The organism is Treponema peruense (genome assembly GCF_016117655.1).
Lineage (GTDB): Bacteria > Spirochaetota > Spirochaetia > Treponematales > Treponemataceae > Treponema_D > Treponema_D peruense.
This window is the reverse complement of record NZ_CP064936.1, coordinates 2,657,552-2,678,833: the sequence shown is the minus strand read 5'-3', so window position 1 is coordinate 2,678,833 and position 21,282 is coordinate 2,657,552. Positions and strand designations below refer to the sequence as shown.

The following is a 21,282-nucleotide window of genomic DNA, read 5'->3' as shown; positions in this document are numbered from 1 at the left end:
TTAAATGTACATTCTCATTTTGTTGTGAATGAACATTTATGGAGGAACTATGATGTATTCTTTTATGACATTGCCTGATGAAACAGAAATTGTGCATTCAGAAATGATGCCTGACGGGAAAGTTAAAGTCTATATGGAAACTCCTGATGAAAAGTACTGCTTTAAGCATGCAACCTGTTGGCTCCCTGAACAAAAGTGGGAAGATATTCTTGGATATACAGATTCCCAACTTGAATACTTAAAAGAACTTGTCGATTCAGAAAAACATATGATACTTGAACTGGCCCAGACAGGAGGATTAATGAATGCCGCAAATCTTTAAATTTGGTTCCTATTGGGTATATTTCTGGGCTAATGAAAATAGTCCAAGGGAACCAGTTCATATACACTTGTCAGAAGGGCGACCAATTGCAAATGGAACAAAAGTGTGGATTACAAAAAATGGAAAGTGCTCTTTGGCAAATAATAACTCAAAAATACCTGAAAAAGTTTTGAACAAATTGCTTCGACTTATAGAACCGCGTTCTTTTGAAATAATAACTAAATGGAAAGAAATGTTCGGAGAAGTTAGTTATTATTGCTGAAACAGTTTTCTAAATAAAAGCCCCGTCGAAGATTCGGCGGGGCTTTTTATTAATCTAGTTTCTAAAAGAGTGGATTGGGGCAGGGATTCTTCCGCCACGGTTTATAAAGTCTGCACAGCTGAATGTGTTAACGTCAATAACCGGGCAGCCTCCAAGAAGTCCTCCGAATTCAACCCATTCACCTGCTTTCTTTCCCGGTGCTGGAATAAGTCTTACGGCCGTAGTCTTGTTGTTGACCATACCGATTGCCATTTCGTCAGCCATAATTCCGCTTATGGTAGTAGCCGGTGTGTCTCCCGGAATTGCAATCATATCAAGTCCTACAGAACAAACGCAGGTCATTGCTTCAAGTTTTTCCAAAGTAATTGAATGCTGTTTAACGGCATTGATCATTCCTTCATCTTCAGAAACCGGAATAAATGCTCCCGAAAGGCCGCCGACATTTGTAGAAGCCATTACGCCGCCTTTTTTAACCATGTCGGTAAGCATTGCAAGCGCGGCAGTTGTTCCCGGTGCTCCTGCTCCTTCAAGACCAATTTCCTCAAGAATACGTGCAACACTGTCTCCGACTTCGGGCGTAGGTGCAAGCGAAAGATCAAGGATTCCAAAGTTAACGCCAAGACGTTTGGCCGCTTCTGTTCCGACCATCTGGCCCATGCGTGTAATCTTAAAGGCCATCTTTTTGATTCCGTCGGCAAGTTCGTTAATAGGTCGTCCCTTGTACTCGCGGGCGGCTGCAAGAATAACTCCCGGTCCTGAAACACCAACGTTAATAACCGCGTCTCCTTCTCCCGGACCGTGGAATGCTCCTGCCATAAACGGATTGTCTTCTGGCGCGTTTGTAAACACAACAAGTTTTGCGCATCCGTTGATTGCACAGTTGCGTGAAGCTTCTGCAGTTTTCTTGATGGTTTCTCCCATAAGTTTAACTGCGTCCATATTTATTCCGTTTTTGGTTGTACCAACATTTACTGATGAACAAACATTGTCTGTAACTGCAAGTGCTTCAGGAATAGAGTCAATAAGAATTCTGTCTGCAGGAGTAATGCCTTTCTGAACAAGAGCGCTGAATCCTCCGATAAAGTTAACGCCCAGTTCTTTTGCGCAGCGGTCCAAAGTGCGGCAGTATTCTACATAAGATTTTTCGCTGCTGGCACCGGCAACAAGGGCAATAGGTGTTACAGAAATGCGCTTGTTGATGATAGGTACACCGAACTCTTTTTCTATGTCCTGGCCAACGCGAACCAGGTTTCTGGCATAGCGCATAATCTTGTCGTAAATTTTCTGATTTGCGCGCTTACTGTCCTCGCAGGCGCAGTCAAGAAGTGAAATTCCCATGGTAATGCAGCGAACGTCAAGGTTCTGCCTCATAAACATGTTTACTGTTTCTTCTATTTCTACAGGTGAAAAAATCATGGCAACCTCTGGTATACAAATAATTGTTAATTCTATATAAAAAAACAAATAAAATCAATCTAGGGGACTTGGAGGAATTATGGAGCAGGTTTACGGGAAGGCTGAGGCAATTAGCAGAAAGTTCAAATATGTGCTATACTTTAATTAATAATAATTTAGAAGAAAATTTGGATAGATAAATTGCGTAATAAATATGATGAACAATTCTGTCGCGAAAAGGAGCCGCAAAAATTTCGCCTTCCCATGATATTTAGTATCTGTTGAAGATGTATATTTTCTTTGAAAGTCTTTAACAGAATTTGAAGCTTCTGTATTTCTCAACTCAAATCCGCATTCCGGATATTTTGCAGCCATACTTGGAAGTACTGCTCCGCAACCAGGGCATTTCTTAATTTCACCGTCAAACGACTGTACTTTTGTTTCACTCATAATAATTATTCCTGTTAAAATTTGTATACGGTAAAAACTCTTTTCTATTAAAACGGCCACCAGAGGTCTTACACATTATTTTTTCTTATCGAAAAGTCCGCCGAACCCGCCACCGTTTCCGCCAAGATTCATTCCGCCGTCAGGAAGTGCAACACCCTAAAAAATCGGGAAAATCACCCTAAAAAAGACGAGTCTGTTACTCAAAAATGAAAAAAATTAAAATTGAGTAATTAAATATATTTATTCCTATGAGTTTTGCAGTATTTTCACACTTTTTCCTATGAACTTTGCTACTATTTCTTGTTTTTTCCTATGAACTTTGCTATTATTTAGTTATGAAGCGTTCAATCATTGATAAATTGAGATTATGGAAAGAAAACAAATCAAGAAAACCTCTTGTTATGACAGGTTTGCGTCAGTGCGGTAAAACGTATACGCTTAAACAATTTGGCGCAGATTTTTTTGAAGATACAGCTTACTTCAACTTTGAAGAAAATCCTTCGCTCTGTTCAATTTTTGACCAGGATTTTAATATTGAACGGATTCTTGACGAACTTGGAAATATTTTCAGACAAAAAGAAATTATCTGTGGTAAAACGCTCGTAATTTTTGATGAAATTCAATCTTGCCCAAAGGCGATAACTTCTCTTAAATATTTTTGCGAAAACAAACGGGAACTTCATGTAATTGCGGCAGGCTCTCTTTTGGGAGTTGCACTTAAAAATAAAGATATCTCTTTTCCTGTTGGCAAAGTTGACAGACTCCAAATGTTTCCAATGAGCTTTAAGGAATTTTTGTGGGCAGAAGGATTTGAGTCACTTTGTAACGGAACAGAAAAATATGCTGACGAAAATCCGCTTTCTGCTTTATACACTTCCACTTTTGAAAAAGAACTTCGTTATTATTTTGCTGTCGGAGGTATGCCTGAAGCAGTTTTAAGCTGGTCAAAAAATCACAATATTTCAGAAGTGGTTCAAATTCAAAATACAATTTTGCAGGATTATGAATCTGATTTTTCAAAGCACGCACCAATTACAGACGTTGCAAAAATCGGTTGGATTTGGGATTCGATTCCTGCACAACTTGCAAAAGACAACAAGAAATTTATTTTTTCGCATGTAAAAGCCAGAAAACGTTCTGCAGATTTAGAAGATGCACTCATGTGGCTTGTAGGAGCAGGTCTTGTTTATAAACTAAATCTTGTAACAAATCCACAAAGTCCGATTTCTGCGTATGCCGACAATTCATATTTTAAAGTGTATTTTGCAGATACAGGATTATTAAGGGCAAAAGCAAAAATTGCTCCTGAATTGCTGCTGGAATCAAACGAGAGTTCATTGGGAAATTCCGGAGTTGGGACTTTTAAAGGAGCATTTGTTGAAAACTACTGCCTTTCAGAATTAATAAAAAATGATATTGAACCGTATTTTTGGACTTCCGGAAACACAGCTGAGCTTGATTTTCTTTTTGAATACAGCGGAGAAATATATCCTGTGGAAGCAAAAGCAGAAAGCAATACACGGGCAAAAAGTTATAATCTTTTCTGTACCCGTTACAAAAGCAAAAAAGGTTTTCGGATTTCTATGAAGAATATAGGCGTAAACATGATTGAAAATACAAAGTCAATTAGTTTGCCGCTCTATCTTTTGTGGCTAATAAAGAAATATTTATAACCGCAAAACCTTTATAAAGTATCCAGTTTTCTGCCCGAAACAGGAAGATTATTTTTTCTGCAAAATTCAATAAGTTCTTCTTTTAAATAATAAAAGTTTCTGAAAGTTTTTGAGTCAAGTTAAATATTTAAATTTGGTCTTTTGTTCATTTTAAAATTCTTTCTATTCTACAATCTTCCATTCACCGAGTGTGCGTTTTTCTGCATCAAAACTTACGCCCACTTTTACCAGCTTTTTGTCGTTGCCGTTTTTATCTTTTGTAACTGAATACGGAATCAGATATCCTTTTGAATCAATCTGCGCGAGTGCTTCTTCTACTGTTCCGTCAAGTTTGAATTCAAAAACGTAAACAGCGCTTTCTGTTTCTACAACCATATCACTTCGGCCGGCAGCACTTGCTTCTTCTGTCTTGACAACGTACGGCGTACACAAGCGCGCTATTAAATAGAATAAAGTTTTGTAGTGATTTTCATCCTGCTTTTCGGCATTATACGGAATCGAAGACAAAAAAGCTTTCATTTCTTTTAGAGCATCTTCAAGACGGTTTTCACGAAAGGCCTTTGTTATTCTTAAAATAAAACTGTCATTTTGAATTTGATCATCTGTTGCGTAATAAGGCATAAGTGATTTTACAAAGCCCAGTCGCACCTCATCATTTGGAAATCCAAGTGTATATTCGTAGCCGTCATAATTTTTGATTGTAAGATACCCGCTCTGATAAAGCATAGGAATTGGATTTGTTGCCGTTTCTGTCGGAGCGTCAAACATTTCAAGTGTTGCCGGAAATCCTTTGTCAAAACTTTCAGGGGCCATTTTATATTTTTTTATCAATCGCGTAAGAATTGTCGGTGTTCCCGTTGCAAACCAGAAGTTTTTTAATTCTTTTTTACTGAGCGCATTTATCAAACTGAACGGATTATAAATATCAGGTGACTTTTCTGTAAAATGATAGCCGTCATATTTTTGAGTAAGAGCTGCACAAGCTTGGTCGTAAGTCATATTGTTGTTATCTGCCAGCGCCTGGATTTCCGGTTTCATCTGTTCAAAAAGTTCTTCTTTTGTAATTCCGCAGATTGCAGCATACTCATTATCCATCGTAATTACATTAAGATTATTCAATTCACTGAAAATACTCAGCTGACTGAACTTGCTTATTCCTGTCAAAAAAACAAAGCGCAGAATTCCGCCCATATCTTTTAACGGGCTGAACAACTTTCGCACTTCCTGTTTTAGAATAAGCTGAAGTTCAGGATTGTCCATTGTATCTAAAAGAGGTGCATCGTATTCATCAACTAAAACTACAGGTTCTGTGCCTGTCTGTTCGTATGCGGTCATAAGAATTTTTTCAAAACGGGGACCCCATTCATATTCATTTGTATTCGTAACTTTATATGTTTTTTCTAATTCAGAAAGTTTAAAATTCATATAAATCTGAAGAGATTTTAAATCTGTAAATTTATTTCCTGCAAAACTCAAATGAAAAACAGGATACTTTTTCCATTCTTTTTCAAGTTTTTCTATTGCAAGTCCTTCAAAAAGTTCTTTCTTTCCTAAAAAATAATCGCGTAAAGTTGAAATTAAAAGTGACTTTCCAAAGCGGCGCGGACGGCTCAAAAAATAATAATTAAAAGTATGCGTCATTTTATAAACTAAATCAGTTTTATCTACATAATAACAACCGTCTTTTCTGAGCCTTTCAAAATCCTGAATTCCAATAGGAAAAAGTTTTAATTCTGCCATAAGTTTATTATATCTTGAAAGGTAACTATATTCAATGCAGAATATACTGGACATCAATCAATATATTCAGTTTTTAGCCAGACAATTTTCTTAAGAATTGTTTTAAAAGAAAAATAATTTTTCCAATAAATGCCGCAACAGTGTTTTATCAGTTTACTTTTGAAATTATACATTTTGTAATGCTGCATTATTCCAAGATACGAATTAACACTGCGAAGAAATGCTGTTTTTTCTATTTTTTTAATTGCTGAATGAGTTCCTTTTCCTTTTCGCTGCGGTTGCTGCATCCTGTTTTGTCATAAAGATGTACAAGATAGTTGTCTACCGTTATATAGATAGTATTGACAAAAAATGGGGGGGTATAATGGAAAATAGAGTTTTATTATGGAAGAGAAGAAACGCTTATTATCAGCAGTTTTATTTTTAGCATTACCATTTTGTATTTCATCAAAGGAAATTGATATTCCGGTAATAAAAATTCCTTCGAGCGTACTGGCTCTGGACTGGAATGCCGACTCTTCTGTTTTTGCATACAGTGAAGCAAATTCTGTTACAATCCGCGATGCAGATGATTTTTCAAAGATAAAGACCTTTTCAGTTTCTGAAGAAAATGTGCAGCAGTTGAAATTTGTTGCCAATAAAGAAAAATCTTTTGAACAGTTGGTCACGGTGTCTGATTCTTCTGAATTAAAAATTTACCGTCTTCCAGGAATAATAAATACAATAACAAGAAAATTCGAAGACAACGATGAGTGCAGAATAAGTTTTTCAAAAAACGGAAACTACATTGCCGCTGTCACTTCCGAAAACGATATTCACGTTTATCTTCAGCTTTATATTTCAAATTCTCTTACGGGACTAACGCTCAGGTCTCCTTCTTCATCAACTGCAGAAGATGAAAGCGAAAGCAATACAGAAAACAAAAATAAAAGTGTTCAAATAATTTCGCTTGCTTTTGATTCTTTTTCAAAAAAAATTGCGGCTCTGCGTTCAGATGCAAGTGTTGTTATCTGGAATATGAGCAGCGTTGAACCTGTTACTGTAATTGCCGGTGCGTATACAAAAATTCCCTGCATGGAATTTACAGAAGATTCAGAAAAAATAATTTTTGCTTCTGCAGAAGACACTATCGAAATAAAAAATTTTCTTGGCGAGACCGTAAATAAGATTTCCTGCGAAGACAAAATAAATTCATTCCGCCTTGCAGAAGATAAAAAAACACTGATTGTTCTTACAAAGAAAAATCAGTTCAGGTATTACGCGCTGGACAGTGCAGAATATCTGGGCTACATTCCGTCGTGGAATAAAACTGCAATTACAAGTTATGCATTTTCTTCTGATTCAAAAAAACTTCTTGTAGGACATGAAGACGGTTCAATTTATATTTTGAATGTAAAAGACGTTTTTTATAAACCGGGAAAAAAGCCAAACCTTTACCGCGTTTATGTTGCCCAGGAAAATGTTTCTTCGGGAACAGGATATTTGCCTGCAGGTGAAGGCGCAGAATCTTCTGGCGGAACAGCACTTTCTTCTTCTTCAGAAATGGTTCAGGCTTTCAGAACGCGCAATGCTCACAGTGTGGAAGTCCGTGCCGACTGTTCAATTCTTTCGGGAATCTATGGTGTTCAGGGCGGCCTTTGTGCCGGTTACACAAATGCCGGTGTGCTAAAGCCGTTTTATTTTGGCGGTCTTGTACGTGCAGCGTGTGCTTTTCCTTCACAGAATTTTCCATACACTTATAGAAGCGGCGGCGAGGTTATTGCAAATCCGCTGCTCACTTCTTTTTCTGCAGTTGTTCCGTTTGGAATAAGTCTTTTTCCTTTTGCTTCTGATGTTGATGTCTTTGCGGAACTTAGTGCCGGCATGAGTGTATTCAGTCTTGTACAGCCTGCAGGTGCCATTTTTGGAACATATTTTTCACCATGCGCGGGATTTCGTGTCGGTGCAGCATTCAAAAGAATTTCTTTATATGCGGGAATGAACTGGGACTGCGTAACTGCATTTTCACTCCGTTTTGGAGCGGGGTACAGATTCGGGGTAGGTGCACAATGAAAATAAAATTTGCTGCCCGGATTTTTGCTTTTGTAATTTTACCTGCCCTTTTGTTTTCGTGCACAAACGGAATCGGGCAGATTATGGATGAATACAATTCGCAGTTTCACCATGTTGCAGAAGAAAATTTCAGAGAACCTGTTCCGGGTGATGAAAATTTTAATGAAAGCGAAATTCTTTTGGAACGCTATTTTGTAAACCGCAATGCATCTGTTTCACTGGCAGCACCCGACGGATGTTCGTCATATAAATGGACGCTTTATTCTGTAAATTCAATTGAAAAAAAAGAAGTACTTGGTCAGGAAGGACAGTATTTTATTTTGTACATACCCGATGCAAAGCTTGTGAGCGGCAGAACTTATGTTCTTGAACTTTCACTTGCCTGCGCAGACGGAACAATATACGGCGACTCGTGCGAACTGGTGGTTTACGATTCGCTTGAAGAAATCCCTGTTCAGGAGGACAATAATGAAGGGAAAGAAAATCTTTAGGAACTGCATTGGTGCGCTTGCACTTTTGCTTGGTCTTGCCGGATGTCAGAACAGCCTTGAAGGCGACAGTGTTTCCGGTGAAGGAATTGAAGGCCTCAGGACACTTACTGTAGAAATCAAAAATTACAGCGAGTTTGTTGAAGAGAGCAGTGTTCAGGCAAATATGTTTGCTCCTGCACGTTCAATTATGCCCGATGCTTTTAAAACAAGTGACACTCTCAGTTACTATCTCTACGGAAAAGCTTCCAACGGTGAAGAAAAGGAGTGGACTTCTGTAACAGTAGAAAACGGAAAATTCACTCTTGATGTAGAGCCGTACAACTGGAATCTTACTCTTGCTGTTACTGCAGATGCAGCAACAAAAATTACAGAAGCAGACGATCTTGCCGCAGTTAAGGGAAAGGCAGTTCTTATAGGATACGCTGCCGTAGACCTTACACGCCATGCAAACAGTGCAAGCTTTACTTTAAAGCCCGACGGACTTACAACACCGGGTAAGGTAAATCTTACAACTAAATTGCTCGATGACTGGACAATTCCTGCCAGCATTGAGTCAGTAACACTCGGAATCTACAATCTTACAAACGGTACTGTTGTCAATTATTCAGGTGACACTACAACTGTTCAAACTGCAAAAAAAGCGGCAGGAACACTTACATTCCCCGCAACATTTGGTGAATCTTCAAAAGATCTTGCCCCCGGAACATATACATTCAAAGTAGAATTCCTTAATGCAAAAAACGAATGTGAAGCAGAGTGGAGTGACTCAATTGTAATTCTTCCAGGAAAAACAAACGGCACTGCTGTAGCCATACCGAACGTAATCGGAACAGTTCCCGCAAAAGTAACAACATTTACAGCATCTTATGTTGCCGGTACAGAAGACAGCACTCCGGGATTCTATGACGTTAAGTTTGACTGGGTCGGAAAAGACTGTGTCAACGAGCGCTATTTTGAAATTGACCTTCTTGATGTAACAGGTTCTACTGTAGCTGCAATTCCGACAGACGAGACAACATGGGAATCAGCAGTAACAGATTCAGGCAATACAGCAGTTACTTACGGTGCTGCAGTAATAGAAGACCAGCTTTACACAGAAGGTTCACTTCTTGCAAACAACAAATGGCTTACAATGAAACTTGAGCTCGGAAAAGCCTATGTCGCAAGAATTCGCGCAGTTAACCGTGCAGGTTCATCAGCCAACACTTATGTAACAGTCGGCGCAGGAAATGGTACTGGAACAGTATTCGGCGGAACATTCATCAATCTGTTCAGAATCAGATACAATCTCCAGGGCGGAACATATACACCGGAGACAGGATCAGCACAGACTACACCAATTGTACGATATGCTTCTACCGAAACAGCATATCTTGTTCCTGATACTTCTGAAGCTGCAACAACAAATATACTTGTAAAGAACAGTCTTTCCTGGACAAAGTGGCAGGACTCTGGCAAAAAAGATATTGACGTTGCTGCAACACCAAACTACTCCGGTCCTGCAAATATTGATCTTTACGCATGCTACACAACCGACGCAGATGTAAATATCTTTAACGCAGCCGACTATAAACTCGACGCCTCATGGATTACAGTTGGTAAAAATAATGTTGCACTTACAGGAACAGATCCGTCATATACCGTAAGTGTATCAAAAGCCGATGCGCTTGATGACACCGGTGCACTAATCTGGACTGTAAATGTAGCAGACAAGGGAGCAACTTCACCAATAACAACAGGTTTCGCTTACGATTCCGTAACATTTGCAGTTTCTGCACCCGGAACAAAATATTACAGCCAGACACAGGAAGCTGTAGCAGTAGGAACACCCGCAACGTTTACACAGACCGGTGCAAAACTTCTTGAAAGCGGAACATACAATGTTCTTATTACTGCAAAGTCAGGAACAACAACAGTAACGCTCCCTGTAGCACTTACAATTACAGACTAATTAGTATTTTAAGCACGGCAAAATATTGTCGTGCTTAAAAACCTTAAAACAAAACCGGAATGGAACTATGAACATGAATGAACTTCAAAAGGCGCTGCTTTCAAAACAGCCTTCTCCAAAACAGAATCTTACCTTTAACCGCTATATGCAGCACTGCATCGATATGGGAATTGTTCTGGACCGGGATTTCGAGGACGCACTCAACTTCAAGCTCCCTTCCGGTGAGTACAACATGCTCGCCTATCTTTATGCCGACTGCGATACTGAATAAAATCAGCAAACAGGTTTTCTTTTTTCCAATTGATTTTTCCCCAGTATTGAATTAAGATGTACCTTATATAGAGAAGCAATTCATTTGGTGGAGGAAAAAATGGCCGGTGATATTTCGGTAAAAAACAGAAACAAACTTTTAGCCGAGCGCGTAATAAAAAATCTCAAAGCCAGAAAATTCGACGCATATTATACAGAAACTGCACAGGAAGCAGCCCAAAAAGTACTTTCACTTATTCCGGCAAAAGCATCTGTCTCCTGGGGCGGAACCCAAACCATGGAAGAACTTAAAGTTCTGGAAGCCGTACGCAGCGGAGACTACAATGCAATAGACCGCGACACAGCAAAAACTCCCGAAGAACGCCAGGAACTTATGCACAAAGCCTTTTTTGCCGATGTTTATCTCACAAGTTTTAACGCAATGAGCGAAGACGGCGTTTTAATAAACATAGACGGAATGGGAAACCGCGTAGCAGCCATTGCTTACGGTCCCAAAAGTGTAATTGCTGTAGTAAGCATGAACAAAATATGCAAAACAACAGAAAGTGCCCGCGACCGTGCCAGAAATTATGCCGCTCCGGTAAATGTCCAGCGCTGCAACTTAAACCCTCACTTTGCACAGATTACTGGAACACCGTGTTCAAAAACAGGAAGCTGCGGTGATTGTACTGCCGCCGACTGCATCTGTTCATACATCGTAGAAACAAGAATGAGCAAAGTTCCGGGAAGAATAAAAATAATTCTCGTAGACGAACCGCTCGGAATCTAATCTGAACCATCTAAATAGGAAGGAGATGAATATTATGAAAAAACTGTTGCCGCTAATTTTTACCGCACTGGCACTTTTGTCTTCGTGTACAAGCGTAAAGCCCGATGTACAGGCCGACCGCACAGCACTTAACGGGGAGGAGTTCGTCCAGCCGGTGTACAAAGGACTCAAGCGCAAGGTAGCAATCGCACGGTTTACAAACGAAAGCCAGTATGCAAAGGGCGCGTTCTTTGACAAAGACAATGACCCGCTCGGAAAACAGGCGCTGGACATCCTTTCCACAAAACTTGCGGCCAGCGGTAAATTCATTTTACTTGAGCGCGCCGAAGCAGACAAAATAGATTCAGAAAAAGCTCTCACAGATGCACAGGCTGCAGAAAAAATCGGCGCCGACTATCTTATTATAGGTTCAATAACAGAATTCGGCCGCAAAAATATCGGCGAAACAGACCTTTTCTCCCGTACAAAGCGCCAGATTGTTCAGGCCGGCGTAAGTTTAAGACTTGTCGACGTTTCTACAGGACAGATAATTTATTCAGAAGAAGGCAAGGGTCAGGCAGAAACAGAATCTTCTACAATACTTGGCATAGGCGGAACGGCCGGTTTTGACGCAACTTTGAGCGACAAGGCAATCAGTGCGGCAATTTCTAAACTTGTGGAAAACGTAATAAACAACTGCATGGACCGTCCGTGGAAGTCAGTATTTCTTTCGGCAGACAGTGACGGTATTTTTATCGCAGGCGGAATAAAACAGGGCCTTCTTCCCGGAAAAAAACTGTCTGTAATAGAAAAGGGTAAAACAGTAAAAAATCCGCAGACCGGAATGCCCGTAACCCTTCCAGGAAAAAAAGCCGCCGAAGTAAAAGTAATTTCTTGCGGCGGTACTACTGTAACCGACGAATATTCCATAGTAGAAATAACAGAAGGCAGCATAGACTACAGCAATATTTCCAAATACGAAATCACGGAGAAATAAACTTTATGAAAAAGAATTTATTTGTAATATTAACAGCGGCGGCGGTTTTGTTTGCGGCTGTAACAACGGGTTGCGAATCTACCAGAACAGTATCGCACGGCATTTCTGATGTTGGCTACATTACGTTTACCAGCGAAGATTTTGACGCAGTTCGCGTTGTAATTGACGACAAGATAGAATTTTATGCCGCCGTAAATTTCCCTGACACGCGCAAAATAGACAATGAAAACAATTATGCAGTTAAAGCTGGAACACACAGCGTTCAGGTATATTCAGGTGACCGCCTTGTATTTTCAAAAGAAGTGTTTATTTCGTCACAGGATATAAGGGAAATAGCGCTTCCGTGAAAAAGTACGCAAAATTTTTCGTGCGGTTTGTCTTTGGAGCGGCAGTTGTAATCTGCTTTAATTCCTGCCTGACTACCACAACAAAGTACAACTGGTACAGCTATCAGGAAAACAGCTACGATTATCTCAAAAAGTCAAACGACGCCTCTGTAAACAGACTTTTAAAGACTTACAAAAAAATGATAGATGCTCCAACCGGAACGCGAGCTTGTGTTCCGCCGGGAGTATGTGCAGACTACGGATGGATTCTTGTGCAGAAGGGGTTTGTTCCCGAAGGACTTGAAATGCTCCGTAACGAAATAAAATTCTACCCAGAATCAGAAAAATTTATTTCGCAGATAATAGGACGCATCGAATATGGTGAAAACTAAGCACAAAATCTTCTATTATATAGTGCAAATTTTTCTTGCCTGCACACTCTGTTCCGCTTTATTTGCATCCTGCGCCACAATGGACAACGTGATTCACGTACCGACCAAAGCCGAACGCTACCCGCAGATGTATGCAGAAGCGCCGCGCTCAATTCTTATCATGCCGCCAATAAACGCCAGCACAAGTGTAGAAGCAAAGGACTTTTTTTATTCAACAATGAGCATTCCGCTGGCAGAAGCAGGCTATTATGTGTTTCCGCAGTTTCTTACGCTGGAGTATCTTCAAAGCCAGAGCGCCTATGATTCAGAGATGTTTGCAGAAGGCGACCTTACAAAATTCAATCAGATAATGGGAACAGATGCGGTTCTTTTTACACAGATCTGCTACTGGAACAAGGCAAATTTTCTTAACATAGGCTCGGTTGATGTCGCTGTTAAATACACTCTGCGGTCTGCAATTACAAACGAAACGCTTTTTTTCCGGGAAGCAGTATTTTCGTATGATACTTCAGCCGATTTAAATGCAGAAGGTTCGGAATTTTTGATAATGCTTGTTGAATCAATAATGACGGCGGTAACTACGGCCTGTACTGACTACATGGACGTTGCAATAAAAGGAAACAAACGCGCGCTCGCAGATCTTCCGGCCGGTCCCTACAGCATAGAGTACATGCACGACGGTGAAGAAGAGGCTTTGAGTGAATCCATGTCTATAGAAATTGGCAGAAACTAGTCAAACCGTAAAAAAACACATTCTATTTTGACATATTGACGGAAAATGTCGAGACGTGATAAAATTAGAAACTATCTATAGGCTTAAAGGAGCTAAGAAAATTATGATTATTAAACCGATGATTCGCAGCAATATCTGCATTAACGCACACCCGATCGGATGCGCAAAAGAAACACTCAATCAGATTAACTATGTTCGCTCTCAGAAAGCAAAGCGCGCAATAAAGTCAGTTTCCGAAGGCGGAAAAGGCCCCAAAACTGTTCTCGTCCTCGGATGTTCAACAGGATACGGACTTGCCAGCCGCATAAGTGCAGCATTTGAATACGGTGCCGACACAATCGGTGTTTCATTCGAAAAAGAGCCTACAGTAAACAAGGGCGGAACCCCGGGCTGGTACAACAACATGGAATTCGACAAGGAAGCAAAGGCCGCCGGCCTCAAGGCGGTAACTCTTAACGCAGATGCTTTCAGTGACGAATGCCGCGCTTCTGTAATAGAAGAAGTAAAAAAGCTCAATTCAAAATTCGATCTTATTATATACAGCCTTGCAAGCCCTGTACGCACAGACCCCGACACAAAAGTACTCTACCGCTCGGTAATCAAACCTGTAGGAAAAGAGTACAGCGGTGCGGCACTTGATATGATGACAGGAAAAATTTCATTCAGCTCGGCTGCTCCTGCAGAAGGCGATGATATTCCCAATACAGTAAAAGTAATGGGCGGCGAAGACTGGGAGCGCTGGATCAAGCAGCTTTCAGAAGCGGGAGTTCTTGCAGAAGGATGCCGCACAGTAGCATATTCTTACATTGGACCGGAACTTTCACACGCAATTTACCGCGACGGAACAATCGGAACAGCAAAGAAAGACCTCGAAGCACGCGCACGCAACATTGACGCTTCTCTCAAAAAGATTGGCGGTGCAGCATACGTAAGCGTAAACAAGGGTCTTGTAACACGTTCATCTGCAGTTATTCCAATTATTTCACTTTACCTTGGCGTTCTGTTCAAGATTATGAAGGCAAACGGAACACACGAAGGCTGTATTGAACAGATGGAGCGTCTCTTTGCCGAGCGTCTTTATACCGGACAGGACAACGCAGCCGGAACAGTTCCTGTAGATTCAGAAAACCGCATTCGCATAGATGACTGGGAACTTGACCCCAAAGTTCAGGCCGAAGTCGACAAGATAATGCCGACAGTAACCGAAGAGAATGTTGCACAGACAACAGATCTTGCCGGCCTCAAGCACGACTTCCTAACAATCAACGGCTTCGATGTAGACGGCGTTGACTACAACAAAGAAGTCACCGATATGTCAAAAATAGAATACTAAACCCAACAAAAGCTGCTCTAAAAAAGGGCAGCTTTTTTAACGGGCAAATAAATTGTTAAAAAACTCTCCTGACAAGAACTAACTTCCAGTCAATAGAACTTTGCCTTGGTTTATGCTAAACTTGACAACAAAAAATATTTATGTTAATTTATAAAAACGGTGAAAGCCGTAGGGGCTGGTCAATAGACCTTGGTCCTATCGCGTAGCGGGGAAGTGCCCCGCTATTTTTTTGCTCTGTGGGATTTTTATATGTCAGAACTGAGCGTTTTCGTTGATGAATCGGGCGACTTCGGAGAATATTCCAGCCACTCCCCGTATTATATCATAACAATGATTTTTCATAATCAAGACAAAAATATTCAACCGTTAATCGAAAAACTGGAATATGAACTTTCTAATGCAGGGTTTAATGACCAGTGTATACATGTAGGACCAATAATCAGAAAAGAAGAATCTTTTACTTATATGAATATAGAAGAGAGAAAATCTATATTCAATAAAATGTTTGCATTTATACGTTCTGCAGATATCCAATACAAATGTTTTATGATTGAAAAGCTTCATATTGAGGATGAAGTTGAAGCTACAGGAAAATTGTCAAAACAGATTGCAAATTTCATCAAAACACATTATCAGGATTTTTTGGATTTTGATACAGTTAAAGTCTATTATGACAATGGTCAGGTTCAGGTAACAAAAATTTTATCTTCAGTTTTCAATACGCTTCTGGATCATGTCCAGTTCAGAAAAGTTTCTCCGTCAGATTATCGTCTGTTTCAGGCAGCTGATTTAATCTGTTCTTTCAAATTGCTGGAAATGAAGTTTTCGCGCAAAAGTTTTTCAAAGTCAGAGATGCTCTTTTTTAATAATTACCGGGAATTCAAAAAGAATTACTTAAAGATACTAAAGGTCAAAGAGTACAAATAATATGAAAAACAAAAACTCCGGGGCAAAACCTTTCTTAAAATGGGCAGGCGGAAAAACCCAGCTTTTACCTGAAATTCAAAAATTTTATCCTCAGAAAATAGAAAAATATTGTGAACCTTTTGTCGGCGGAGGGGGCATTCCGGCATAAATGCCGTCGGCTATTGCGCACTTCGCTAACGCTCATCCTCCTCACTTCGTTGTGGTGGACTGCTTCGCAGGTGCTTCATAGCCTAATGCGAGGAAAACATATGAAACAATATGAAGCTGTAGAAATTGCACTTGAAAATCTTGGTGGAATTGGTACGCTTGGACAACTAAATGTTGAAGTATTTAAAATAAAAGATTGTGAATGGAAAACAAAAACACCATTTGCATCAATCAGAAGAATTGTCCAACAAGATACTAATATTTATAAAATTAAGCCTGGTTTATATGCACTTAAATCTTATCAAAAGTCATTAGAAAAATTAGGAATAATAGTCGAAACTGAAGAAAATAAAGATTCAGAAGAAGTAAAACAATTTAATCATTCGTATTATCAAGGTTTATTATTGACGATTGGAAATTTTAGAAATCTAAAAACTTTTGTACCGAATCAAGACCAAAACAAACTTTACGGAAAACAAAAATTAGGTGATTTGAGAACATTACAAGTGCTTCCAAATTTTTCTTATAATAATTTTGTTCATAGAAGTTCAACAATTGATGTGATTTGGTTTAATGAACGAAATATGCCTGATTCATTTTTTGAAGTAGAACATTCAACTGACATTCAAAATTCTTTATTAAAGTTTAACGATTTAAGAGATTTTTATGTAAGAATGGTAATTGTCGCGGACGAAAGAAGAAAACAAGAATACTTGTCCAAGATTAATTATTCTTCGTTTGAAATATTGAACAAAGAAAAACGAGTTCATTTTTTAAGTTATTCACAACTTGAAGAAGAGTATAACCAAGAGTTAAAAAAACAGGAATTTGAATTTGTTTTGTAATTTTCTACTTGATATTTCTTAAAAATTGATCAAAGATCCAAATCATGAAAATAGAAGTTAATATTGAAGAAATGGTTGTTGGAAAATTTGAACTAGATATTCCTGAAGGTGTTGAGCCTTACGATTTTATTCGAGACGAATATTATAAGGGTAAGATTGTATTGGAACCTGGTGAATGTCAATTTAGGCAAATGGAGATTCATGATTTAACTGATGATTCATGGACTGAATGGATTGAGTTTTGACGGGGCGTTGCGGGGTTTCCCCGCAGAAGGGGTAGCGAAAAAGAGAAGCTTTGAAGCGAGGGGAAGACTTTCCCCTTTGATATGATTTTTGCAGATTCTCCATATTTTCTTTCAAACGGCGGAACACAAATGCGCGATGTAATGAATATGACTTCCTTTAGAATCGTCAAGTCATTTTATACTTTTCTTTCTGATAAATACTTTGAAGAGTGGGAGTAGAAAATTTTATTGGAATTATAACTGCAACAAAATTTGCAAAAGCCGTAATAAGACCATTGAATTTACAAGAAAAAAACAGGCTTGTAACGCAACCAACATGGATAATAATAATTTTTAAAATTGCCGGAGTTTTTATTATCTACACGAAATATTTTTGTAGCTACAGAATTTTTTATTCTGAGAAAAAGTTTTGGTAGATAGATTTTTATTGAGCGTCATATCTGATCCAAAGAATTTTCATTCAATAAAAAATCAAAAAGATTCAGAATTAAAATTCCGTCTTCTGTGTAATGAGTGGGATTATCTTTAGCGATAATAATTTTTTTGAATGAATCTTTTGTTTTAACCAATGAGCGTTCTTCCTGCTGCAATTTTTCTTTATCAGGTAAAGACAAAGCGGATTGAATATATAATCTTTTTGAAACCAGGTTGCATACAAAATCAATTTCAAGTTGTCTTTGAGTTTTGGTTTTGTCTTTATTCATAATATTTTCTTCTACCATTCCGACATCAACATTGTAACCTCGAATAAGCAGTTCATTGAAAATCACATTTTCCATAAGATGAGTTTCTTCAAATTGGCGAAAGTTCAATCTGGCATTTCGTAAACCTACATCTGTAAAATAATATTTTTGCGGCGATGAAATATATTTTTTTCCTTTAACATCATAACGACGGGATTTTGTAATCAAAAAAGAGTTATAATCAAAAGTTGTGGATTGCCTGAGAAGGCATAGAAAAAGAGGTCTGTCTAAGGTATAGTTTTCTTTGGAAAAAAAAATAAACACCGAAGGAGACCTCTTATGAAAAGAATACTGGAAATTGAAGAAAATTCCAATAGTCCAACGATTGATTTGCTTGAAAAAGCAATCCGCGCAAGAGCACGTGAAGTAATTGAAAGTCTTTACGAGGATGAAGTTCAGCGTTTTCTTAATAAAACTTCTTCTATCGTAGACAAAACCGGAAACAAACTTGTAGTAAGAAACGGCTTTCACAAAGAACGGACAATTCTTACTACAAACGGTTACGTTACAGTCAGGCTTCCCAGAGTTGATGACCGTGCACTTGAAGAAAAGGATCGCTTTGTAAGCAAAGTCCTTCCTCCGTTTGCAAGAAAAACTCCGACAGTAGAAGCAATACTTTCCGCTGCCTACCTTGCAGGAATTTCTTCAAACAAGTTTTCAGCCATGCTCCATGATGTTCTTGGTAAAGAAGCAAAGGGCCTGAGTCCGTCAGTCATAACAAAGCTTACTGTAAAATGGCAGGCTGAATATGACGAATGGCGCAAACGAGATCTTTCCGGAAAGGAATACGTTTATGTTTGGGCAGACGGAATTTACGTAAAGTCCCGGCTTGACGGTGAAAAGACCTGCCTTCTGGTAATAATTGGCGTAACTGTTGAAGGCAAAAAAGAACTTGTGGCTGTACAGGCCGGAATTCGCGAGTCAACGGAAAGTTGGCGTGGAGTTTTGCTTGATTTGAAATTCCGCGGACTGACAAAAGCACCAAAATTGGCAGTCTGCGACGGAGCGCTTGGGTTTCAAAATGCAGTTGATGAAATCTGGGGCCAGCTAAAAATTCAGAGATGCTGGTTCCACAAGTCCATGAACATTCTGGACAAATTGCCTGACTGTGTGCAGACTCAGGCCACAAAAATGATTCGGGATATGTGGCAGGCAGACAAACGTGCAAACGCCTTGAAAGCCTACGACTTATTTATAGAAACTTTCGGAAAAAAATATCCGAAGGCAACGGAATGTCTTGAAAAAGACAAGGAGGATTTGTTCCGCTTTTATGATTATCCGGCGGAACATTGGGCTCACATTAGAACGTCGAATCCGATTGAATCGACATTTGCAACAGTCAGGTTGCGCCACAAGTCAACAAAAGGAAACGGCTCTTCCGCTGCTTCTGTTGCAATGGCTTTCAAGCTTTGTCTTCAGGCAGAGAAAAACTGGCGACGGCTCAGGGGATTTAAACAACTTGAACTTGTCGCCAAAAATATAATTTTTGTGGACGGTGAACAAATGAAGGCTGCCTGATGAAAAGACACTTTTTTTCAATCCACAACAATTGACAATAACTCATCAAAAAAGAATCTTCAAAATATTCAAGATAATTTTTTACAGTTTCAGGATGAATATTGATTTTTTTTACACTTTTGAATGTATCAGAAAGTTTTTTTGCAGTAACAAGACTTCCAACTGAAGATGCAAGATAATCCAAAAGTTCCGCAAGTTCTTCTGAATTGCGTATATCATTTCGCTCCAGAATGTCTTTTAAATACGTTTCTGTAAAAATATTTTTTAAGTAATTTGATTTATCTTCTTCGCTTTCAATTTCCATTAATTTTGGTAAACCGCCAAAATTTAAATATTCTTTCCAGAGTGAATACTTGTCCCCAGATGAATATTTTGCGAATTCAGAAAAACTCAATGGGAACAAATGAACTTCATCACCTCGACCGCGAAATTCCGTTATGATATCTTTTGACAAGAATTTCGCATTGCTTCCAGTAACATACGTATCCGCGTTTTGGATATGCAAAAAAGAATTCAGAACATCTTCAAAATCTTTAACAAACTGAACTTCGTCAAGGAGAATGTAATACATTTTATTGTCAGTAATTTTTGCATGAACATAAGAGCAAAGTTCGTCGGGATCGCGAAGTTTTATATTGATTCTGTCATCAAGAGCTATTTTTATTATATGAATGTCATCGACACCACATTCTTTTAGATGATTATAGAACAAATTGAAAAGCAGATATGACTTTCCACAACGCCTGATTCCGGTAATTACTTTTATCATTCCGTTATGCTTTTTTCTGATTATTTTGTCAAGATAAAGCTTCCGTTCCATAATTTGCTCCAGTTAGTGAAAAATTAGTCGAAAATCTGTCCAATATTTCAATAGAATTATATTTCAAGAAGTTAAATTTGTCAAATTACTGAAAAATTAGTCGAATAGGAGAGTAATTTTGCGGTCGCGAATTTTTTATTCCGTGGTGATTTGAAGGCGACTTTCTCTGTATAATTTCCTACCGTGATAAGTCCAGTCTTACAAAAAATTAATTTAATAAACTTATTGCCACTGACAGTAAAAATCCCATTAACCCCACCGCTATATTAAAACAACTGACCTGGAAGTTTTAGTTTTTCTTTTGGTTCAAAAATTTTATCAAATTCTTCTACCTGTTCATCTGAAACAAAATATTCACTTGGAGTTCTGTATGTTCCGGTTTTACCTTTTAAAAAATCCGGGATTAGTTCTTTGCATAAAAAATACGGAATTTCATTTTGGCGAGGTTCATCGTTATAGAAAATATTTTTTGACTTTGATTCAACAAATCCGCTTTTTCCGTAAAATTCAATATTTCCTTCTATGAACAAAGCTCCACAACCGAGTTCACGGGCTTTTTCAACAGCATAATCCAAAAGTTTTTTTCCATAGCCTTTTCGTTTAAAATCAGGGGCAATTCCGAGCGGACCAAAAGTCATAACAGGAAGTTCTGTTCCATCGTCGCAAAATATTTTGGCTTTTACAAAAACAATCTGCCCAATTAATTTGGAATCTTTTTCCATTACAAAATCCAATTCAGGAACAAAATTTTTACTATTTCTAAGTTCGTGCAAAACAAAATGCTCGCTGCAGCCTGGCTTGTAAACATTCCAGAAAGAATTTCTTACAAGATCCTCCGTTGCGTGAAAGTCAGATTCAGTTTCGTTTCTAATAATAAAATCGGTATTCATTTTTTTATTTAA

Annotated in this window: 25 protein-coding genes and 1 pseudogene; 19 read left to right on the top strand and 7 right to left on the bottom strand. The window is 38.7% G+C overall.

Annotated features, from left to right (window positions below; genetic code table 11):
* The first annotated feature begins 49 nt into the window (after window positions 1–49).
* Entirely contained in the window at window positions 50–322 is a 273-nt protein-coding gene (locus IWA51_RS12360; protein WP_198442629.1) for a hypothetical protein, read from the top strand.
* Window positions 306–584 carry a DUF4160 domain-containing protein gene (locus IWA51_RS12355; protein ID WP_198442628.1) on the top strand — a complete coding sequence of 93 codons (279 nt, stop codon included), beginning with the start codon at window positions 306–308 and terminating at the stop codon, window positions 582–584. Before IWA51_RS12360 ends, IWA51_RS12355 begins: the two co-directional genes overlap by 17 nt.
* Window positions 585–638: 54 nt before the next feature.
* Here IWA51_RS12355 and IWA51_RS12350 read toward each other — a convergent pair whose 3' ends face one another.
* Both IWA51_RS12350 and IWA51_RS12345 read right to left on the bottom strand, forming a co-directional pair.
* Window positions 639–2,000: a PFL family protein gene (locus IWA51_RS12350; protein WP_198442627.1), complete on the bottom strand. Its 1,362-nt coding sequence runs from the start codon at window positions 1,998–2,000 to the stop codon at window positions 639–641.
* A 144-nt stretch (window positions 2,001–2,144) separates the two neighbouring features.
* Window positions 2,145–2,429, bottom strand: a complete 285-nt coding sequence (locus tag IWA51_RS12345) for a hypothetical protein (RefSeq protein WP_198442626.1) — start codon at window positions 2,427–2,429, stop codon at window positions 2,145–2,147.
* Between the two features lie 335 nt (window positions 2,430–2,764).
* Here IWA51_RS12345 and IWA51_RS12340 point away from each other — a divergent pair, with 335 nt between their 5' ends.
* Window positions 2,765–4,102, top strand: coding sequence for an ATP-binding protein (locus IWA51_RS12340; RefSeq protein WP_198442625.1), 1,338 nt, complete (start codon window positions 2,765–2,767; stop codon window positions 4,100–4,102).
* A gap of 11 nt (window positions 4,103–4,113) precedes the next feature.
* Here the strand turns inward: IWA51_RS12340 and IWA51_RS12965 are convergent.
* Together IWA51_RS12965 and IWA51_RS12335 are read right to left on the bottom strand one after the other, a co-directional pair.
* Window positions 4,114–4,200: pseudogene (locus tag IWA51_RS12965) on the bottom strand (hypothetical protein); the annotation flags it as partial.
* A 64-nt stretch (window positions 4,201–4,264) separates the two neighbouring features.
* Complete coding sequence (locus tag IWA51_RS12335) at window positions 4,265–5,842, bottom strand: ATP-binding protein (RefSeq protein WP_198442624.1); 1,578 nt, start codon at window positions 5,840–5,842, stop codon at window positions 4,265–4,267.
* Between the two features lie 384 nt (window positions 5,843–6,226).
* Here IWA51_RS12335 and IWA51_RS12330 point away from each other — a divergent pair, with 384 nt between their 5' ends.
* The 15 genes from IWA51_RS12330 (at window position 6,227) to IWA51_RS12260 (ending at window position 17,518) form a co-directional block, all read left to right on the top strand.
* Window positions 6,227–7,894, top strand: a complete 1,668-nt coding sequence (locus tag IWA51_RS12330) for a WD40 repeat domain-containing protein (RefSeq protein ID WP_198442623.1) — start codon at window positions 6,227–6,229, stop codon at window positions 7,892–7,894.
* A complete protein-coding gene (locus tag IWA51_RS12325) occupies window positions 7,891–8,385 on the top strand; it encodes a hypothetical protein (protein ID WP_198442622.1) in 495 nt (164 codons plus the stop codon). Before IWA51_RS12330 ends, IWA51_RS12325 begins: the two co-directional genes overlap by 4 nt.
* Window positions 8,363–10,336 (top strand): phage tail protein, encoded by a 1,974-nt coding sequence (locus tag IWA51_RS12320; RefSeq protein WP_198442621.1) that lies wholly within the window; start codon window positions 8,363–8,365, stop codon window positions 10,334–10,336. Before IWA51_RS12325 ends, IWA51_RS12320 begins: the two co-directional genes overlap by 23 nt.
* A gap of 67 nt (window positions 10,337–10,403) precedes the next feature.
* Window positions 10,404–10,607: a hypothetical protein gene (locus IWA51_RS12315; protein WP_198442620.1), complete on the top strand. Its 204-nt coding sequence runs from the start codon at window positions 10,404–10,406 to the stop codon at window positions 10,605–10,607.
* Between the two features lie 99 nt (window positions 10,608–10,706).
* Complete coding sequence (locus IWA51_RS12310) at window positions 10,707–11,375, top strand: lactate utilization protein (RefSeq protein WP_198442619.1); 669 nt, start codon at window positions 10,707–10,709, stop codon at window positions 11,373–11,375.
* 34 nt (window positions 11,376–11,409) lie between these two features.
* Window positions 11,410–12,351: a CsgG/HfaB family protein gene (locus tag IWA51_RS12305; protein ID WP_198442618.1), complete on the top strand. Its 942-nt coding sequence runs from the start codon at window positions 11,410–11,412 to the stop codon at window positions 12,349–12,351.
* A gap of 5 nt (window positions 12,352–12,356) precedes the next feature.
* Entirely contained in the window at window positions 12,357–12,698 is a 342-nt protein-coding gene (locus IWA51_RS12300) for a hypothetical protein (RefSeq protein ID WP_198442617.1), read from the top strand.
* Window positions 12,695–13,069 carry a DUF4810 domain-containing protein gene (locus tag IWA51_RS12295; protein ID WP_198442616.1) on the top strand — a complete coding sequence of 125 codons (375 nt, stop codon included), beginning with the start codon at window positions 12,695–12,697 and terminating at the stop codon, window positions 13,067–13,069. Before IWA51_RS12300 ends, IWA51_RS12295 begins: the two co-directional genes overlap by 4 nt.
* Entirely contained in the window at window positions 13,056–13,802 is a 747-nt protein-coding gene (locus tag IWA51_RS12290) for a GNA1162 family protein (RefSeq protein ID WP_198442615.1), read from the top strand. Before IWA51_RS12295 ends, IWA51_RS12290 begins: the two co-directional genes overlap by 14 nt.
* A gap of 103 nt (window positions 13,803–13,905) precedes the next feature.
* On the top strand, window positions 13,906–15,135 hold the full coding sequence (gene fabV, locus IWA51_RS12285; RefSeq protein WP_198442614.1) for an enoyl-ACP reductase FabV: 1,230 nt from the start codon (window positions 13,906–13,908) through the stop codon (window positions 15,133–15,135).
* A gap of 249 nt (window positions 15,136–15,384) precedes the next feature.
* A complete protein-coding gene (locus tag IWA51_RS12280) occupies window positions 15,385–16,062 on the top strand; it encodes a DUF3800 domain-containing protein (RefSeq protein ID WP_198442613.1) in 678 nt (225 codons plus the stop codon).
* Between the two features lies 1 nt (window position 16,063).
* Window positions 16,064–16,210, top strand: a complete 147-nt coding sequence (locus tag IWA51_RS12275) for a DNA adenine methylase (protein ID WP_198442612.1) — start codon at window positions 16,064–16,066, stop codon at window positions 16,208–16,210.
* A gap of 100 nt (window positions 16,211–16,310) precedes the next feature.
* Window positions 16,311–17,054 carry a hypothetical protein gene (locus tag IWA51_RS12270; protein WP_198442611.1) on the top strand — a complete coding sequence of 248 codons (744 nt, stop codon included), beginning with the start codon at window positions 16,311–16,313 and terminating at the stop codon, window positions 17,052–17,054.
* Window positions 17,055–17,098: 44 nt separating this feature from the next.
* Window positions 17,099–17,299: a hypothetical protein gene (locus IWA51_RS12265; protein ID WP_198442610.1), complete on the top strand. Its 201-nt coding sequence runs from the start codon at window positions 17,099–17,101 to the stop codon at window positions 17,297–17,299.
* A gap of 81 nt (window positions 17,300–17,380) precedes the next feature.
* Window positions 17,381–17,518, top strand: coding sequence for a hypothetical protein (locus IWA51_RS12260; RefSeq protein ID WP_198442609.1), 138 nt, complete (start codon window positions 17,381–17,383; stop codon window positions 17,516–17,518).
* Window positions 17,519–17,733: 215 nt separating this feature from the next.
* Here IWA51_RS12260 and IWA51_RS12255 read toward each other — a convergent pair whose 3' ends face one another.
* Window positions 17,734–18,210 (bottom strand): DUF4143 domain-containing protein, encoded by a 477-nt coding sequence (locus IWA51_RS12255; protein ID WP_230402662.1) that lies wholly within the window; start codon window positions 18,208–18,210, stop codon window positions 17,734–17,736.
* Between the two features lie 111 nt (window positions 18,211–18,321).
* On the opposite strand from IWA51_RS12255, the gene IWA51_RS12250 reads away from it, so the two are divergent.
* Window positions 18,322–19,560 carry an IS256 family transposase gene (locus tag IWA51_RS12250; RefSeq protein ID WP_198441892.1) on the top strand — a complete coding sequence of 413 codons (1,239 nt, stop codon included), beginning with the start codon at window positions 18,322–18,324 and terminating at the stop codon, window positions 19,558–19,560.
* On the opposite strand, the gene IWA51_RS12245 is transcribed toward IWA51_RS12250, so the two are convergent.
* Window positions 19,493–20,380: an ATP-binding protein gene (locus tag IWA51_RS12245; protein ID WP_198442608.1), complete on the bottom strand. Its 888-nt coding sequence runs from the start codon at window positions 20,378–20,380 to the stop codon at window positions 19,493–19,495. The two genes, IWA51_RS12250 and IWA51_RS12245, sit on opposite strands and share 68 nt — an antisense overlap.
* A 266-nt stretch (window positions 20,381–20,646) precedes the next feature.
* Window positions 20,647–21,270 (bottom strand): GNAT family N-acetyltransferase, encoded by a 624-nt coding sequence (locus IWA51_RS12240; RefSeq protein WP_198442607.1) that lies wholly within the window; start codon window positions 21,268–21,270, stop codon window positions 20,647–20,649.
* Window positions 21,271–21,282 lie beyond the last annotated feature (12 nt).

What these genes read in the sequence shown, in the direction of transcription:
- IWA51_RS12360 (WP_198442629.1), top strand. Translation starts at nt 50, where the DNA reads ATGATGTATTCTTTTATGACATTGCCTGATGAAACAGAAATTGTGCAT.
- IWA51_RS12355 (WP_198442628.1), top strand. Translation starts at nt 306, where the DNA reads ATGCCGCAAATCTTTAAATTTGGTTCCTATTGGGTATATTTCTGGGCT.
- IWA51_RS12350 (WP_198442627.1), bottom strand. Translation starts at nt 2,000, where the DNA reads ATGATTTTTTCACCTGTAGAAATAGAAGAAACAGTAAACATGTTTATG.
- IWA51_RS12345 (WP_198442626.1), bottom strand. Translation starts at nt 2,429, where the DNA reads ATGAGTGAAACAAAAGTACAGTCGTTTGACGGTGAAATTAAGAAATGC.
- IWA51_RS12340 (WP_198442625.1), top strand. Translation starts at nt 2,765, where the DNA reads ATGAAGCGTTCAATCATTGATAAATTGAGATTATGGAAAGAAAACAAA.
- IWA51_RS12335 (WP_198442624.1), bottom strand. Translation starts at nt 5,842, where the DNA reads ATGGCAGAATTAAAACTTTTTCCTATTGGAATTCAGGATTTTGAAAGG.
- IWA51_RS12330 (WP_198442623.1), top strand. Translation starts at nt 6,227, where the DNA reads ATGGAAGAGAAGAAACGCTTATTATCAGCAGTTTTATTTTTAGCATTA.
- IWA51_RS12325 (WP_198442622.1), top strand. Translation starts at nt 7,891, where the DNA reads ATGAAAATAAAATTTGCTGCCCGGATTTTTGCTTTTGTAATTTTACCT.
- IWA51_RS12320 (WP_198442621.1), top strand. Translation starts at nt 8,363, where the DNA reads ATGAAGGGAAAGAAAATCTTTAGGAACTGCATTGGTGCGCTTGCACTT.
- IWA51_RS12315 (WP_198442620.1), top strand. Translation starts at nt 10,404, where the DNA reads ATGAACATGAATGAACTTCAAAAGGCGCTGCTTTCAAAACAGCCTTCT.
- IWA51_RS12310 (WP_198442619.1), top strand. Translation starts at nt 10,707, where the DNA reads ATGGCCGGTGATATTTCGGTAAAAAACAGAAACAAACTTTTAGCCGAG.
- IWA51_RS12305 (WP_198442618.1), top strand. Translation starts at nt 11,410, where the DNA reads ATGAAAAAACTGTTGCCGCTAATTTTTACCGCACTGGCACTTTTGTCT.
- IWA51_RS12300 (WP_198442617.1), top strand. Translation starts at nt 12,357, where the DNA reads ATGAAAAAGAATTTATTTGTAATATTAACAGCGGCGGCGGTTTTGTTT.
- IWA51_RS12290 (WP_198442615.1), top strand. Translation starts at nt 13,056, where the DNA reads ATGGTGAAAACTAAGCACAAAATCTTCTATTATATAGTGCAAATTTTT.
- fabV (WP_198442614.1), top strand. Translation starts at nt 13,906, where the DNA reads ATGATTATTAAACCGATGATTCGCAGCAATATCTGCATTAACGCACAC.
- IWA51_RS12280 (WP_198442613.1), top strand. Translation starts at nt 15,385, where the DNA reads ATGTCAGAACTGAGCGTTTTCGTTGATGAATCGGGCGACTTCGGAGAA.
- IWA51_RS12275 (WP_198442612.1), top strand. Translation starts at nt 16,064, where the DNA reads ATGAAAAACAAAAACTCCGGGGCAAAACCTTTCTTAAAATGGGCAGGC.
- IWA51_RS12270 (WP_198442611.1), top strand. Translation starts at nt 16,311, where the DNA reads ATGAAACAATATGAAGCTGTAGAAATTGCACTTGAAAATCTTGGTGGA.
- IWA51_RS12265 (WP_198442610.1), top strand. Translation starts at nt 17,099, where the DNA reads ATGAAAATAGAAGTTAATATTGAAGAAATGGTTGTTGGAAAATTTGAA.
- IWA51_RS12260 (WP_198442609.1), top strand. Translation starts at nt 17,381, where the DNA reads ATGATTTTTGCAGATTCTCCATATTTTCTTTCAAACGGCGGAACACAA.
- IWA51_RS12250 (WP_198441892.1), top strand. Translation starts at nt 18,322, where the DNA reads ATGAAAAGAATACTGGAAATTGAAGAAAATTCCAATAGTCCAACGATT.
- IWA51_RS12245 (WP_198442608.1), bottom strand. Translation starts at nt 20,380, where the DNA reads ATGGAACGGAAGCTTTATCTTGACAAAATAATCAGAAAAAAGCATAAC.
- IWA51_RS12240 (WP_198442607.1), bottom strand. Translation starts at nt 21,270, where the DNA reads ATGAATACCGATTTTATTATTAGAAACGAAACTGAATCTGACTTTCAC.